Annotated in this window: 12 protein-coding genes; 2 read left to right on the top strand and 10 right to left on the bottom strand. The window is 42.5% G+C overall.

Annotated features, from left to right (window positions below):
• Nucleotides 1-105: 105 nt before the first annotated feature.
• The 5 genes from ACYVRA_RS03695 to ACYVRA_RS03715 all read right to left on the bottom strand — a co-directional run bounded on the left by ACYVRA_RS03695 (nt 106) and on the right by ACYVRA_RS03715 (nt 6,443).
• Nucleotides 106-2,334, bottom strand: a complete 2,229-nt coding sequence (locus ACYVRA_RS03695) for a methyl-accepting chemotaxis protein (RefSeq protein WP_461251400.1) — start codon at nt 2,332-2,334, stop codon at nt 106-108.
• Between the two features lie 38 nt (nt 2,335-2,372).
• Nucleotides 2,373-4,802 (bottom strand): [Fe-Fe] hydrogenase large subunit C-terminal domain-containing protein, encoded by a 2,430-nt coding sequence (locus ACYVRA_RS03700; protein WP_461251401.1) that lies wholly within the window; start codon nt 4,800-4,802, stop codon nt 2,373-2,375.
• A gap of 201 nt (nt 4,803-5,003) precedes the next feature.
• On the bottom strand, nt 5,004-5,237 hold the full coding sequence (locus tag ACYVRA_RS03705; protein WP_461251402.1) for a hypothetical protein: 234 nt from the start codon (nt 5,235-5,237) through the stop codon (nt 5,004-5,006).
• Between the two features lie 2 nt (nt 5,238-5,239).
• Nucleotides 5,240-5,494, bottom strand: a complete 255-nt coding sequence (locus ACYVRA_RS03710) for a hypothetical protein (RefSeq protein ID WP_461251403.1) — start codon at nt 5,492-5,494, stop codon at nt 5,240-5,242.
• Nucleotides 5,495-6,119: 625 nt separating this feature from the next.
• A complete protein-coding gene (locus ACYVRA_RS03715) occupies nt 6,120-6,443 on the bottom strand; it encodes a helix-turn-helix domain-containing protein (protein WP_461251404.1) in 324 nt (107 codons plus the stop codon).
• Between the two features lie 219 nt (nt 6,444-6,662).
• On the opposite strand from ACYVRA_RS03715, the gene ACYVRA_RS03720 reads away from it, so the two are divergent.
• Nucleotides 6,663-7,703, top strand: a complete 1,041-nt coding sequence (locus ACYVRA_RS03720; protein ID WP_461251405.1) for an InlB B-repeat-containing protein — start codon at nt 6,663-6,665, stop codon at nt 7,701-7,703.
• 210 nt (nt 7,704-7,913) lie between these two features.
• On the opposite strand, the gene ACYVRA_RS03725 is transcribed toward ACYVRA_RS03720, so the two are convergent.
• The 4 genes from ACYVRA_RS03725 to ACYVRA_RS03740 all read right to left on the bottom strand — a co-directional run bounded on the left by ACYVRA_RS03725 (nt 7,914) and on the right by ACYVRA_RS03740 (nt 11,168).
• A complete protein-coding gene (locus ACYVRA_RS03725) occupies nt 7,914-8,147 on the bottom strand; it encodes a type II toxin-antitoxin system MqsA family antitoxin (protein WP_461251406.1) in 234 nt (77 codons plus the stop codon).
• Nucleotides 8,147-8,449: a DUF4258 domain-containing protein gene (locus tag ACYVRA_RS03730; protein ID WP_461251407.1), complete on the bottom strand. Its 303-nt coding sequence runs from the start codon at nt 8,447-8,449 to the stop codon at nt 8,147-8,149. The genes ACYVRA_RS03725 and ACYVRA_RS03730 overlap by 1 nt, the downstream gene beginning before the upstream one ends.
• 470 nt (nt 8,450-8,919) lie before the next feature.
• Complete coding sequence (locus ACYVRA_RS03735) at nt 8,920-9,087, bottom strand: hypothetical protein (protein WP_461251408.1); 168 nt, start codon at nt 9,085-9,087, stop codon at nt 8,920-8,922.
• Nucleotides 9,084-11,168, bottom strand: coding sequence for a methyl-accepting chemotaxis protein (locus ACYVRA_RS03740; RefSeq protein WP_461251409.1), 2,085 nt, complete (start codon nt 11,166-11,168; stop codon nt 9,084-9,086). The genes ACYVRA_RS03735 and ACYVRA_RS03740 overlap by 4 nt, the downstream gene beginning before the upstream one ends.
• Before the next feature lie 160 nt (nt 11,169-11,328).
• Here ACYVRA_RS03740 and ACYVRA_RS03745 point away from each other — a divergent pair, with 160 nt between their 5' ends.
• Nucleotides 11,329-12,912, top strand: coding sequence for an NAD(P)H-hydrate dehydratase (locus ACYVRA_RS03745; RefSeq protein ID WP_461251410.1), 1,584 nt, complete (start codon nt 11,329-11,331; stop codon nt 12,910-12,912).
• Between the two features lie 44 nt (nt 12,913-12,956).
• Here the strand turns inward: ACYVRA_RS03745 and ACYVRA_RS03750 are convergent, their stop codons facing one another.
• Nucleotides 12,957-14,531 carry an endo-1,4-beta-xylanase gene (locus tag ACYVRA_RS03750; RefSeq protein WP_461251411.1) on the bottom strand — a complete coding sequence of 525 codons (1,575 nt, stop codon included), beginning with the start codon at nt 14,529-14,531 and terminating at the stop codon, nt 12,957-12,959.
• Nucleotides 14,532-14,552 lie beyond the last annotated feature (21 nt).

A 14,552-nucleotide genomic window follows, 5' to 3' on the forward strand; every position in this document is an offset into this window, starting at 1 on the left:
AGGCATCAGTGTCGTTTAATTGGAGATAAACGCTATTTTAATGGTGTATATTTGATCAAATATGAGACTCAAAACTGTCAAGACTAAAACGTTTGCGTGTTTTAATCACTCCACTTTAAAGCGTGAAACTTCCTTTATCAAAGTATCAATGGCTTCACGGTTCTTTTGAGTCATATCATTGACATTGTGTACCGACACATTTATCTGCTCCGCGCCAGTAGCCATTTCATTCATGCCGCCGGTTATTTCCTGCGTTACTTTTTCAAGGTTATGGCTTTCCTTAATTACTTCCTGACTGCCATTAAGCATTTCCTCAGAACCGCTTTTCACCTGCCGTGTAAGGTCATTTAAACCGCCGACGCTTTGCAAAACCTGCTTGCTTCCCTGTCCCTGTTCTTCCATAGCGTTGCGGACATTTTCTTCCTGCTGCGAAACAGTCTTTACGCCCGTGTCAATCGCCTCGAACCTTTTAAGCACGTTATCTGTGGAGCTTGTAATTTTCTTGATTGATTCCGCTATTTTTTTCAGTACCGTGCCAATCGTTTTGGATTGCTCACTGGAGCTTTCCGCCAGTTTGCGGATTTCATCGGCGACTACGGCAAAACCTTTTCCCGCTTCTCCGGCATGGGCCGCTTCAATAGCCGCGTTCATCGAAAGCAGGTTGGTCTGGCTGGCGATGTTTTCCATTACAGAGTTAATTTCCAGCAAACCTTCCGACTCGCGGGATATTTCCTGAATGTCAGTCGCCACTTCCTGCAATCCATTGCGGCCAACTTCGGAAGCTTCTTTTAAAGCATTTACGTTAGTTGCATTGCTGACAAGCGTATTGGTTACCGAACTGATATTGGCTACCATTTCCTCAATGGCGGATGACGCCTGCGAAACATTTTGGCTCTGTTTTTCCACATGACCATTGAGTTTGTTGATGTTGACGATAACCTGTTCCATAGTGGCATTGGTTTCGGTTACGCTGGCGGACTGGTTGATCACACGGCCTTTAACGCTCTGGATATTGGCGGTAATTTGATTTATCGCCGCGGCGGTTTCGGTCATATTACTGGCAAGGTTATTGCCTATATCTTTCAACAAGCTTGATTGCTTTTTAATAAGAAGAACAAGGTCTTTGATTTTTTGAAGTGTTTTATTAAAGTATTTGGCAAGATCGCCTATCTCGTCTTTGGAATTGACGGTTATGCTTCGCGTCAGATCGCCTTCACCTTCGGATATGTCTTTTAAGGTAACGGTTACATTGATAATCGGTTTAACAATACTGCCGACGAGAAACAAGGTAACAACCGCCGCCAATATTAGAAGGGCAACGGCAAAAATAATTGCAAAAGTTACCATATTATCAACAGGCTTATTTATTTCCGCCGTTGGGATGCCTAATTGCAGAGACCAGGGAGTATTTTCAAAGCCCGAAACGAGAATAGGTTCAAAAATAAAGTATACGTCTGTTTTCAAGACGGGGGAATACTTTTCCAGTATAACGGCATTTCTGCCGTTCTCGCCGCCATGTAAGATCGCGCTGGCTAAACGGTCAATGTCATTTCCAAAAAGCGTTTTTTCCTTAGAGTTGGTTTTGATATTATCCTTAACCCTATCCTTGTCCCAGTGGGCCATAATCGTACCATTATCGCTGTATATCGCGGCCATTCCCGCGCCGTTGTAAACTTCTTTTACCAAATCATCTACTATACTCTGAAATGTGCTGATAAAGTTGATTCCAACCAGACATACAATTTTGCCCGAACTGTTTTTAACGGTAAAAATAGCGGCAACGATGGGAACATTCCCCTTGCCGGTTACATTCGCCCAATAGGGGTCTGCAAGTTCTTGGAAAGCTGGTTCGGCCCCCGTTGTAGAAGTAAGTCCTTTGTCGGTTACTCTCGCCAGATGACCTTGCCATCCTTCATAGCCGGCGGGGTCTTTAACCACAGAACCGTTCATTCTATTGAAATAGGTATGATACTGCCCCAGTTGGGCGTCCCGATCATCTATGATTCCGGGAAACCATGCCGTCCAGATACCGGCTATGGAATCGACTGTTGCGATAAGGCTACGCATAACATCGTCATAAGTATCCCGCCGCCTATTCGGTTCCATATCTTCATAGCTGTTGAATATCTGGACGAGTACGTTTCCGTAATCCGTAAAGACTTCCATTTGCCGCTGTATTTCCTTTGAGTTGAGTTTTGCCAACCCGCCAGCGTACTGGTGGATTGTGCTAACTTGCAAACTTGCAGACCGGGAAAGGGTGAACACGGACAAAACAGCGATGGATACTAAGATCATCGCTAAAATAATCGTTGTTAATCTAATTCTCAAACTCATAAAATACTCCTTATTTTAATGTATTACCATTCAAAAAATTAATTTACCAATCTTGCAACCCTTTCAAGCAGTTGGTCTTTGCTGAGAGGCTTTTGCAAGTAATCAACCGCGCCAAGTTCATTCGCTTTGTCCTTGTCCTTCTGGTCACTTGATGACGTGTATATCGCTATCGGGGTTTGGTGTAAGCTGGTGATGTTACGTATTCTGGTAAAGGCGTCCCAACCTCCCATTCCGGGCATACCCAAATCCAATAAAACCAAACTAGGAATATACCCCTGTAAGAACAAGTCCAAAGCCGCCTTGCTGGATTTGACTGCGGTAACATTGTAATCACTTTTCAGCTCGCTTTCCGTCATGGTAAGGACGGTTTCATCATCATCAACTACAAGAATCTTTTTCTTCGACAGCATAGTCAAGTTATACATTGCCGTGCGTAGTCTTTCCGTCATTGACAGTATTTCGGCATAATCGGTTTTTACCATGTCGCTTTGGCTTTGAAGACTGTCCAACGCTGTTGTAATTTCACCGCTATGCGCCGACAATTCGCCAAAGGTATTGATCAAACCGGAAATTGTTTCAGCAAAACTGCCGATTTCTTTTGCCATTCCGGTAATTCTGTTGCCTGTGTCGTCGGATTGTTTTTCGGTAACGTCTATTCCGTCAATGATGCTTTTCAGCGTCTGGGAAATGTTACGCGAATTTTCCCGAGTGCTGTCGGAAAGGCGGCGTATCTCGCCGGCAACCACGCCAAAGCCCCTGCCCGCTTCACCGGCATGAGCGGATTCAATTGCCGCGTTCATGGAGAGCAGGTTAGTGTTAGCCGCTATCGCGCTGATTATTTTAATCGCCTGCGCTATGCCGTCCACCGATTTGGAAATGTCCTCAACCGATTGAATTGTACTCCGCATAGACTCCTGGCCTTTGGTAGCGTCTTCTATCAACCCTTTTATGGACTCCTGTTTTTTTCGGGACATTTCCGAAGTATCCTTGAGCGAAGTGATCATTTTTTCGGTTGCCACTGTAGATTCAGCGATTGTTTCCGCTTGCGTACTGATAGCGGCGTTCAATTTATTTATTAATCTGTTTATTCCCTCAATAATCTCTGACGCGCTTCTAATGTGTTCCTCAAGCTGACGGTTAAGTTCTTCGGTATTTGTTTTTTCCGTGAGCAAGGCAAGAATATAATGGGCGCAATTTTCCGGTTTGTTAAGTTTGTTGTAAATTGCCGTCGCCATTGATTTGCAATTTCCGTAACCGCAACAAGTACAGTTGTATATATCTTTCTGGTCGAATTTCTTCATGGTATGGAAAATTTTAGTTATTTCATCCTCGCTTGGATGCTTAATTGTATTGTTCTGGGAAAGATCAACGTAGCTACGGTTATACAGGCCTTTCTTCCAGTATTTGTTCAAAACATCGTTGTATTTTTTGTATGGGTCTTTTCCTTTTGGTGGGTAATGTTGATCTTCTTCCAGTTTAGCCACGCGTTTTCGCACTGGGTCTTCAAGCATAGCCAGCGGTTTTTCTGCGTTCCCCGTACCGGGTCCGCCATTACAGCCTTTTTCGCAATTCAGGCAGTCAATCAACAACGGCAGTTTGACATTGGTGTCCAATACTTTGGGGAGTTCCTCCAAATAAGGATAGATGGAATATACTCCCTCAATTTTGAGGGTACGCCGCCTAATCCCCGGTTCAAAACGTTCCGCGGTATCCAACAACCCACCGGGAATTGGAAACCCCGCAGCCCGTTCCGCGCTTAATCCGGTATATGCTACCGACGGAAAAGAGGAAAGATTTTTCCCCTCATCCTCCAGAAGTTTTTTTAGTGAAAGCATTGTAACATTGTAGTCTCCCATGCCGGTCGCGTCATATTCCCGCCGTTTGGCAATGCAAGGGGAAATAACCGCAATTTTATGATCTTTATATTGAGGATAATACTCTTTGATCATTTTTATGGTATGCAGAATAGGGCTGTCCGCCGGAGCAAGATAGGGAATTAATTTGGGATAGTAAATTTCGATAAAGGTGACAATCGCAGGGCATGGCTGTGAAATAATCATGCGTGGATTTTTTTCTCTGATATAGTTGATATAAGACAAGACAGTAAGTTCCGCGCCCAAGCTCACGTCAAAAATAGCTTCAACGCCCAGAGTTTTAAGGTAGCCGTTTAAGTTGAGATATTGATCGGTAAAGAACGAAGCGACAGCCGGCGCAACCACGGCAATGATTTTTTTATTCTGTTTTAAGTCGTCCATAAAACGGCTTGTGTCGTCTATAAAGGTTCTTGCCTTATGGGTACAGGCATGAATGCAGTTTCCGCAACCGATACAGATGTCGTGATTTATCAGCAGTTTTTTCCCTGAACCGTCCATGCAGTATTTAACCGGGCAAATTACAATGCAGGCATAGCAGTTAATGCACTTTTCTTCATCAATCCGTATGACCGGAGCAAGTGCGGTTTTTCCCATTTTTTCGACCCCCGTTACTAGTTTTTGGTTGATTTACAATAATTGCCCGTCAAAAAAACTAGTTATGTTAATTATCGACATAAAATGATGTTTATTCAATACTGAAATCTGGCGCAGCCGAATTGCATAGTACTCAAGGATTTTATTCGGCATACATTCTGATCACTAAAACACATTGAAAAGGGACAAAATGAATGAGTTTTATACTGCGGCGGCAATACGTTCACGTACCATTTCGCCGATGATTTCTGTTGTTGTTTTTTGGGTTGTTTCGGATTTTAGGCGAAGCCATGTAGATGAAACATCGTCCAAAATAACAATTTCATTTTTGTGCTTCATAAAAAAGCCGCTTTTACCATCGCCTGATACTTTTGGTGGATTTTTTGTCCACAATTCGTCAAGCGCGTCGTATTCTTCTTCGGTCATATCGGGCATTATTATCTCCTTAATAATTTATAGTAAAAATTTTGACATTTCATGGCATGAAATACCTTAAATGTCTGCTCATCAATAACATTATACGCTATTTCCAACATATTCATACTGCGGTCAAATCCCAATAGCAAATGTTTATCATCGTCTGAATCCTGCATTTCATCATATATCGGGTGAAGCAAGGCATGTCGTATATCTTCCTCGCTTATATTATGCTTGAAGGCTGATCGAGTAAATTCAATGATAGTATGTATCATGCTGGCTCCATACCCATTTATGCCACTTATTTATTATAATAAAAATTGTCAGATTTGACAACGATGTTCTTTACGCTTTCCGTTCAAAACCTCTCTCCCCTCTCCTTCACACGATGTATGCCCAAAGAATTTATTCAGTACAGGCGGGCAGGCTGCGCACGCTGTAAAAACTTCGTAAGAGTCCGCCTCGCACTGGCGGCCACCTAAAGGCGGCCTTGCTTTTATTGGGGACTGCGGCATTTTTTGGTGCTCTCAGCGTGCGGCATTAATTATCCACACGGCTACGCCGTGCGTTTATTTGGCTGTGAGCCTTTCGGCGACTAAATAACGGTGGGTAGAAAGCTTTATCTAGGGTATGTCGCCGAACTTTTATTCTCTGAATTTTCTTTGTTTTATTCCAAAGTCTCTCCGGCGGGGAACGCCCGAAAGATGTTTTTACATCGCACGCAGCCTGCCCGCCTGTACTCAAGGATTTTATTGGGCATACATCTTCTAGTGGTAACGCAATAGTGACAGTCACTTTTTTGTCTTTTTTGGAGGCTCATGCAATTTATACGGTAAAGCGCTTTCGGCAGTTAAGCCGTGACGAATTCTCTCTCATATATAGAAGAAAATAATTGTATAATTATAACTGTTCATCAATTATCGTGCATAATTTATTAAAATTTTCAGTAAGTATATTTTTAAATTTTTGTTTTTGCTCTTTAGACTGTTGTAAATATTTTTCTATCTCTTGATTTGTTTCATTATAAAAAAGGAGGTACGGTTCAATATTAAGCCCTTTTGCAATCCTTTCAATGTATTCTAATGAAGGAAATCTATTTCCAATTTCTATTTGCCTTATATAGCAAGCATCAGTATTGCAAATTTCCGCTAATTTCTCTTGAGTAAGCCCTAATTGTTTTCGCCGATGTCTCATGTTAGCCATAAATATCTGTTTAAGACCCATAAACCTACTCTAATAGCTACTGCCTGTTTCCAAAAAGTAACTAGACGCTACTGTAAAAATAATATATAATTAGCGTTATGCTACTGCCATTTAGTGATTGAAAATCGCTTAAAAATGGTATGGCAAGGCAAACTTGTCAGTTAGACATATAAATTTTATGGGAAAAGCCCAAAAAATGCCATTTTTTTGAGAATTTTTCCCAAATAGAGGAGTGTTTTTATGAAAAACCTAACAAAACTTTTCGGCATTATCGCACTTGTAGCGGTAATCGGGTTTTCAATGGCGGCTTGCAGTGACGGAAGCGACAGCACCACTACCACAACGACCTACCCCGTAACCGTCAACGGCGGAAGCGGAAGCGGCAGTTATACGGCAGGTGCGACCGTAAGCATTAGCGCAACAGTGCCATCGGGACAGACGTTCACAAGCTGGACAGTCAATTCAAGCGGCGCAGTATTGGCAAACGCAAACAGCGCAAGCACCACATTCACCATGCCCGCAAATGCGGTTACCGTTACGGCAAACTTTACAGGCGGCAGTGACAACAACACAAGCGGTACAAACCCCGACATAGGCACTGGAACTACTGAAAATAGAAGGTATCGGGTGGAAGTTTATAATATCAGCTCTGCAACTAATACTTACCTTACTAATACATATGCCGATAAAACTTACCAAGATGTCGTAAAAGCCGATGTAATTTCCAGAGGGCATACTACGCCTATTAATACGTATACTAATCAAGCATTTTCAGACGTGATTTCAGTATTTAACAGTGTGTATAATAGTATAGGAATGGGTAGTAGTTTAATTGCTACTATTACTCCCGATTTGACGGCAGCATTGCAGACAAATAATCGAAGCGGTTATGCTGAATGGATTTACCAAGGATCAAATTATCGGTTTCTTTACGTTAATAGAACAAGTACAGGTATTTATACAGTTGAAGTGTATAATATCAACTCTGCAACTTACACTTACCTTTCAAATACTTACGGCGGTAAAACTTCTTGGGATGTTGTAAGAGCCGCTGTAATTTCCAGAGGTCATACCGTAGCTAACACATATACTAATCAGGCATTTTCAGATGTAATTTCAGTATTTAACAGTGTGTATAATAGTATAGGAATGGGTAGTAGTTTAATTGCTACTATTACTCCCGATTTGACGGCAGCATTGCAGACAAATAATCAAAAAGGTTATGCTGAATGGATTTACCAAGGATCAAATTATCGGTTTCTTTACGTTAATCAAGAGTAACGGAGTAGCCGACTGGTAACACAAGAGTGACTGACACCGCTTTTTCCTAGTGCCGTTATGCGACATTTAAACGCTATCAATGGTGTCTATTGCTAATTGCTCATTCCTCTTTCTTCCTTTGTGTTCTTTGTACCTTTGTGATCTTGGTGTGAACTCTTTACGAGTAATTTTTTTCAAGAGGTGTTTAAGCAGCAAGAAATAATCTGATATTTATGCCACTGATTTTTCAAAATTTATTACAGAGACTTCAGTTCCCGCCGATGATGCAAATCGGTCAATCATATTCTCAAGTTGTGCGGCTACTGTTCCATTGTACCATGTATTACCACATTCTGTACAAACATGAGCTGGAACATGGCGAATAACAACAACCCCCTGATCAATATCTTCAGTATAGGTGACGGTTGTTTCATCCATTTCTGCCTTGCAAATTCCGCATTTCATTATTTGCCTCCCTTCCGTTTTTTGCCCCCGTCTTCCCACTTTTCCTGTGATGGCCGGTAAGCAGTAATAATATACAAACGCCCTTCGCCGATACTACAAACTATATGTATATTTTCCGCGTTAATCAAACAACTTGGAAATGGATAGTCGGCAGGGTATTGTTCAATTATTTCCCCTTTTGCTATCGCGTATTTGATGTCATCAAGCCGTATATGACGCTGCCTCATCCTTGTTAATAGATGTTCAGTTAAAACAATGGCATCATCTTTACAACAAGCCCTGACATCTTCAATACGCAACATAATTAATTATATTGAGATTACTTTTTTATGTCTATAGATCAAAAAACATATCCTGAACAAGCGCAATGGTAGCAACTACCGAAATCCGTGTACTCTGCTTTGTATTGTACATCATAATGGGTTGGTCACATTGATAAAATACTTATTACCGCTATGGTAGCGCAGGAGTGACTGACACCGCTTTTTCCTAGTGCCGTTATGCGACATTTATACGCTATCGATGGTGTCTATTGCTAATTATTCATTGCTAATAGATCACACTGTAAAATGCCCATTAGCCCTATAAGATGTATGCCGAATAAATTCCTTGAGTACAGTCAGGGCATACATATTGAAATAATTTTGATTTAATCTGCCAAGACTACTTTATCGTTCTTCTTGTCAAACTGTTTTTCACGCCAACTGGCAACAAACCCCCAAATTATAAGAGGAAGAACGATTGCAACCATGAAAATAACTAACCACATAAACTACTCCTTGCCCTTTTTTTCAGGCTTTTTTGAAGTCCACAGAATACCGAGCGTAAAGCATACTGCTTTTTCATGCTCTATTCCCCTGCCATTTATTATACCAGAAATTGACTGAAAACGCAAAACATCAAATAAAAGCTTGGAGTTTTGCCAAACACAAGCCATCAAACCTTAAACTTCGATATCGCCACCACGAGATTGTCAATAATCTGTTTATTTTGCTCACTAATACTGTGTACATCATTCACAGCAGTATTGATCTGTTCCGCGCTTGCCGCCATTTCGTTCATCCCGCCTGTGATTTCTCCGGTGGCTTTTTCCAGATGTTTGCCCTCGCCGATAATTTCCTTTGCACCTTCAAGCATCTCTACAGAACTGTTTTTGACTTGCTGAGTAATCTCATTGAGTTGGCCGATAGCTTCCAAAATCTGCTTGCTTCCGGCGCCCTGTTCTTCCATAGCACCACGGATATTTTCTTCCTGACCAGATACCGTATTGATACCGCCTTCAATAGCCTCAAATTTTTCCAGTACGTTGCCGGTGGAACCGGAAATTTTTTCGATAGAGCTTTTAATTTTTTTAAGCACTGAAACAATAGTTTTTGACTGTGCGCTGGAGCCTTCCGCCAGTTTGCGGATTTCTCCCGCTACAACGGCAAAACCCTTGCCCGCTTCTCCGGCATGGGCGGCTTCAATAGCCGCATTCATAGAAAGCAGATTTGTCTGGCTTGCGATGTTTTCCATTACAGCGTTAATCTCCAACAGACCTTCAGATTCTTTGGCTATTTCCTGAACGTCTGAAGCTACAGTCTGCAATCCGCCACGGCCTACGCCGGAGGCTTCCGTCAACTCCTTCACCTTGTCGGCGTTTTTAAAAAGAGTTTTAGTAACGGTCTGTATATTGGCCAGCATTTCTTCGACAGCGGAAGACGAGCGGGAAACGCTCTCTGTTTGATGTTCCACTTGATCATTGAGTTTTTCAATGTTGCCATTTATTTGCCCCATTGTGGCGTTTGTCTCTGTTACAGAAGCTGACTGATTGACAGCCAGCTTTTGAATTGTTTGAATGTTGTCGTTTATTTTTTCGACTGCCGCCGTAGTTTTTGCCGAACTGTTAGAAAGGGCTTCACCTATATTCGACAGGCGCTCGGATTCTTTTTTTATAGTAGTGATTAGGTTTTTAATATTATCAAGCATGGCGTTAAAGCCTTTTGCCAATTCGCCAATCTCGTCTTTTGATTTGACATTTGCGCGCATGGTTAAGTCGCCGCTGCCGGTATGTGCTACAATTTTGGTCATCTGGGTAAGAGGGCCGGTAATAGAACGTCCGGCGATAATGGCGACAATAACGCCCAACGCCGCGCAGATAAAACCGATGGTCAACATATTTTTGCGAATGTGGACTACTGGGGCAAGCACTTCGCTTCTTTCTACATTTTGAACGAATATCCACGGCTGTTTCGGAAGAGGCATAAAGGCGCAGGCCATTGCTTTACCTTCATAAACATATTCTATGTCGCCGGTCTTATCTTTAATAATTTGCGCTATCACATCAGCAAATGGCTTTAGGGAAGGATCTTTTTCCGCTTCTTTAATAGGGTTAAATTGTTTGTTTACCATTTCAGCGTCAGGGTGGGCTATCATTGTCCCTTCACTATTTATTAAAAATCCATATCCGGTTTTATAATCGGTTCGTATATCGTTTACCATACCGGAAAGGAAGGTAGGACCGTCTTTACGGGCAACCACTACGCCTAAAACAGGAGCGTCCTTGGATTCATCCCTGAAAACAGGAGCGGCGAGCATCACAACCGGCTTGCCAGTAGCGCGGCTGATAAGCACATCCGAAACCACGTTTTTTCCGGTAAAGGCTTCTTTGATATAAGCCCTGTCGCCAAGGTTGGTGGAAGCGTCATCCCTAACATAGTAGGTCGTACCGTCTGGAAATACCAGCCCTATGTCAAGACTGGCAATACGATCCACATCAGGTGCGAAATTTGCCTTGACTACTCCTTCCCAGTTCATAGTCCTGGTTCTGGCGCGGTTGGCGATTTCCCAGAGTTGGTTGAGCAGGGCATCCAGTTTGACCTGGAGCAAGTCGGCGTTTGACCTTCCGTTACTGATCATTGCGGCAAGAACAGACTCTTCCATGTTTTTGGTAACGAGCAAGTCAACTGTAACAATAATGGCGGCGGCTGTTATCAATACAACCGCCATGATTAATAGTGGTACACGGACGCTTAATTTCATAAAATTTCCTCTTAGATGAATTAGCAATATTATAACATGTAATAAATAGAAAGGAAATAAGAATTAAATAGGGAATAAAGGGCAATCACCTTCTTGAAATTTTAGGCAAATTTATGGTAAACAGTAAAAGAATCCGAATGTCCTTGACGTGGAGTATTTTATGGCAGAGTCGGCTCAATTTAGAAATATAAACAATGTTCTCACCACCGCTCAAATGAAGCTCGTTGACCAACTGGCGATAGCCGGCAATACCGAGACCGGGTACTCTTATATGTGCTCCGCCGGAAAGCATATTTATCAAACAGCATTGGCTATGCTGGATAAGACAGCCGCGAAGGACGCAAATAAAAATATAGCCGTAATATGCGGCAAGGGTAATAACGGCGGAGACGGTTATGTCGCGGCGCGGCTGCTGCAAGAGGCGGGAATAAACGTTGATTGCTTTTCCGTTTGCGATACTAAAGAATTGAGCGGCGAAGCGGCATTGGCTTTTAAGGATTACGCCAGTTTTAAAAAAAGCGCCGTCCGCATACTTACAAGTAATGATAAATTACCCGATTTTAACAATTACGGTTTGATAATTGACGCAATGCTTGGAATAGGAGCGAGTGGAGAACCTCGCGGATTGTACGCTGATGTGATTAAGGCTGTAAACTCTTGCAAGACTTCTGTCTTGGCGGTTGATACTCCATCGGGGCTTGATTGCGACAACGGAAAACGCGCTTCTTCATGCATAAAAGCCGATTATACTATGGCCGCCGGATTTCTTAAATTGGGACAATTTTTTTACCCCGGCAGGGCAAATGTAGGAGAATTACATGTCGCCGATTTAGGTTATCCGCAAAATATTGTTGAAGAGCAGTCGCTAGGAATTTTTTTGCCTGATATTGATTTTTTCAATCACATTCTACCCGCGCGTAAAGAAACTGGCTCAAAAATTGATCACGGGCTTGCTCTTCTTGTGTGCGGTTCGCGCGGAATGACCGGCTCCGCAGCGCTTGCGTCTGTGGCGGCGTTACGAAGCGGATGCGGAATGGTTCATTTGGCTGTCCCTGAATCACTTATTGATACATTGTCCGTTAAGGTTACTGAACCGGTTTTGCATCCTTTAGCTGAAACTGCATCTGGCGCTTGCTCTGCGTCAGCGCTGAATGATGTTCTGTCTCTCTGCGAGCGTATGAACGCTCTTTGTGTTGGTTCCGGGTTATCGAGAGACCCGCAGAGCGCGTCTCTTGTGCGGGAACTTATCGGTATTACAGATAAACCCGCCGTACTTGACGCGGACGGATTGAATGCGTTTGTCGGGGCTTTACCGGAGTTAGCAAAACACAAGGGAGAGATTGTCATCACTCCGCACATGGGAGAGTGGAAAAGGCTTTTTGGCGATCTGCCTGATGAGCCGCTCGATAGAATAAACAAGATTAGGGAATATGCGGCGCAATACAATATAAATATTTTATTGAAAGGAAGCCCTTCTTTGGCAGTCAACGCGAAAGGAACCGCAGTCATTCTTCCTTTTGGAAATTCCTCCCTTGCGAAAGCCGGAACAGGAGACGTGCTCAGCGGCATCATTGTCTCCCTTATCGCTCAGGGCTGCACATGCTTCGAGGCGGCAATCCTAGGCGCATATCTGCACGGAGAAGCGGGATGGTTCGCCGGTTTAGCCCTTACTGAATATTCGGTACTGGCGAGTGATTTGATACGTTATATCCCAAAAGTGATAAAAAGCGTAATAAACAAATAACATAATCAATTTTATTGTTGTAATGCCAAAGCATCCATACATCATCAAGGCGTTGTTGCAAGGAAAGCGTCCGGGGCGCTGACGGCATAAAAGGCTTTTTTGGCGTTTAACTTCCAATCAAATAGACAGGGATTTCCGGCGGAGATCCAACTGGTTCCGTCATCCATACCCCACATGGTTACCCGTTTTATATACTTGGAATACTCCTTGTACAGTTTAAAGAGTTCCGCATAATACTTTGCCTGCGCTACTTCATCAGCCTGTGACATAATCGTGTCCCTTCCACTGCCGCGCTCATAACTGATAACTGACAAATCAAGTTCGCTTATGGCAATTTCAATCCCAAGACTTGTAAGCTTTTCCAATGATGAGCGCACATTGTTCAAATTGAGTTTTTTAAATTCAAACATGTGGGATTGCGAACCTACGCCTTCAATAAGGTTTCGCTCTCCGCCTGTTTCGTTTTTATAACGTTCATTAATATCTTTGATCATCTTCCTTACCGCTTCCGCCTTGTTTAAATCCTCCATGCCGTAATCATTGTAATAGAGAGTAATATTCGGATCGGCAGCGCGGGCGGCGCGAAATGCAAGTTCAATATAATCTGAGCCTAATTTGTCATACCAAGGATTTCTATTCCACTCATTTTTAGAATTCCTCACGCATTTTTTCCAATCTCCCGCGGCATCAGCGGCGGAAAGACCGTCCCTCATCGCCTCGTTTACCACATCCCATGACGCTATTTTCCCTTTAAAATGCGCCAGCACTGTGGCAATATAATTATTTAAGTTTTTTTCAACTTCCGCTCTTGTTCCGGTTGTCATCCATTTTGGAGCGCTTTCATGCCATGCAAGGCAATGGCCATGCACATACATATTGTTATTCAACATAAGATCAATCTGCTGATCCGCCAATTCCCACCGATAATCATTTTTAACGGGCGCAAGAACAGAAGGATATGTAGTTAATAAAGTTACCGCGTTGTAATGGCGCTTTAAAAGATCAAAATGTTTTCCTGACATATATGTTCCATCGGTGATATTGCCAATTAAAAAATCTTTTTCATATATTGATTTAAGCGGTGTCAAAGTAAGATCGGGATTAACGCTGTTCCCCACCTGAATAGTTACAACAGGCTCGGCGATATAATAAATTGTTTTTTGAGCGTTATTTTCCCAATTAGTCAAATATAAATAAGGTTCGTCATTTGTGGGAGTTACAAAAAGCCTCCCCTTCATGTTATGCCAAACTCCCGGCGCGGCATTTTCAATATAAGCCACTGAAGGGTAATACGGCGCGTTATTCACCTGCCAGTTCAAGTCACCTGCCGCTCCTGTCCGTTTTACATAAGCCGAAAATTGAATAGTTATCTCTTTCCCAATAAAATCCAACAGTGAATATTTTACTATTGCCCACTGGGTATCAACTCCATAAACCTTTATAACATTTTCTCGGCCTTCATAATTTTTAATCTCAAAAGAACGGGTATCGGCAAAAAATCCGTTTACATTATCCTGTCTCTGTTTTGTACCGGAATCTGTATGCGTACAGCCAAAAATCAAAAGAATTAAAAACACCAGTAATAGACGCGCCCTGCGGCTAATAATTAAATTTTTCATTTTATCTTTTTTAAGATACGA

This window comes from Treponema sp. R8-4-B8 (assembly GCF_054786175.1).

Bases quoted from the DNA above. Each gene is read 5' to 3' on its own strand.
- ACYVRA_RS03725 (WP_461251406.1), bottom strand. From the start codon at position 8,147: ATGAAATGCGGAATTTGCAAGGCAGAAATGGATGAAACAACCGTCACC.
- ACYVRA_RS03695 (WP_461251400.1), bottom strand. From the start codon at position 2,334: ATGAGTTTGAGAATTAGATTAACAACGATTATTTTAGCGATGATCTTA.
- ACYVRA_RS03745 (WP_461251410.1), top strand. From the start codon at position 11,329: ATGGCAGAGTCGGCTCAATTTAGAAATATAAACAATGTTCTCACCACC.
- ACYVRA_RS03710 (WP_461251403.1), bottom strand. From the start codon at position 5,494: ATGATACATACTATCATTGAATTTACTCGATCAGCCTTCAAGCATAAT.
- ACYVRA_RS03720 (WP_461251405.1), top strand. From the start codon at position 6,663: ATGAAAAACCTAACAAAACTTTTCGGCATTATCGCACTTGTAGCGGTA.
- ACYVRA_RS03705 (WP_461251402.1), bottom strand. From the start codon at position 5,237: ATGCCCGATATGACCGAAGAAGAATACGACGCGCTTGACGAATTGTGG.
- ACYVRA_RS03715 (WP_461251404.1), bottom strand. From the start codon at position 6,443: ATGGGTCTTAAACAGATATTTATGGCTAACATGAGACATCGGCGAAAA.
- ACYVRA_RS03730 (WP_461251407.1), bottom strand. From the start codon at position 8,449: ATGTTGCGTATTGAAGATGTCAGGGCTTGTTGTAAAGATGATGCCATT.
- ACYVRA_RS03740 (WP_461251409.1), bottom strand. From the start codon at position 11,168: ATGAAATTAAGCGTCCGTGTACCACTATTAATCATGGCGGTTGTATTG.
- ACYVRA_RS03700 (WP_461251401.1), bottom strand. From the start codon at position 4,802: ATGGGAAAAACCGCACTTGCTCCGGTCATACGGATTGATGAAGAAAAG.
- ACYVRA_RS03750 (WP_461251411.1), bottom strand. From the start codon at position 14,531: ATGAAAAATTTAATTATTAGCCGCAGGGCGCGTCTATTACTGGTGTTT.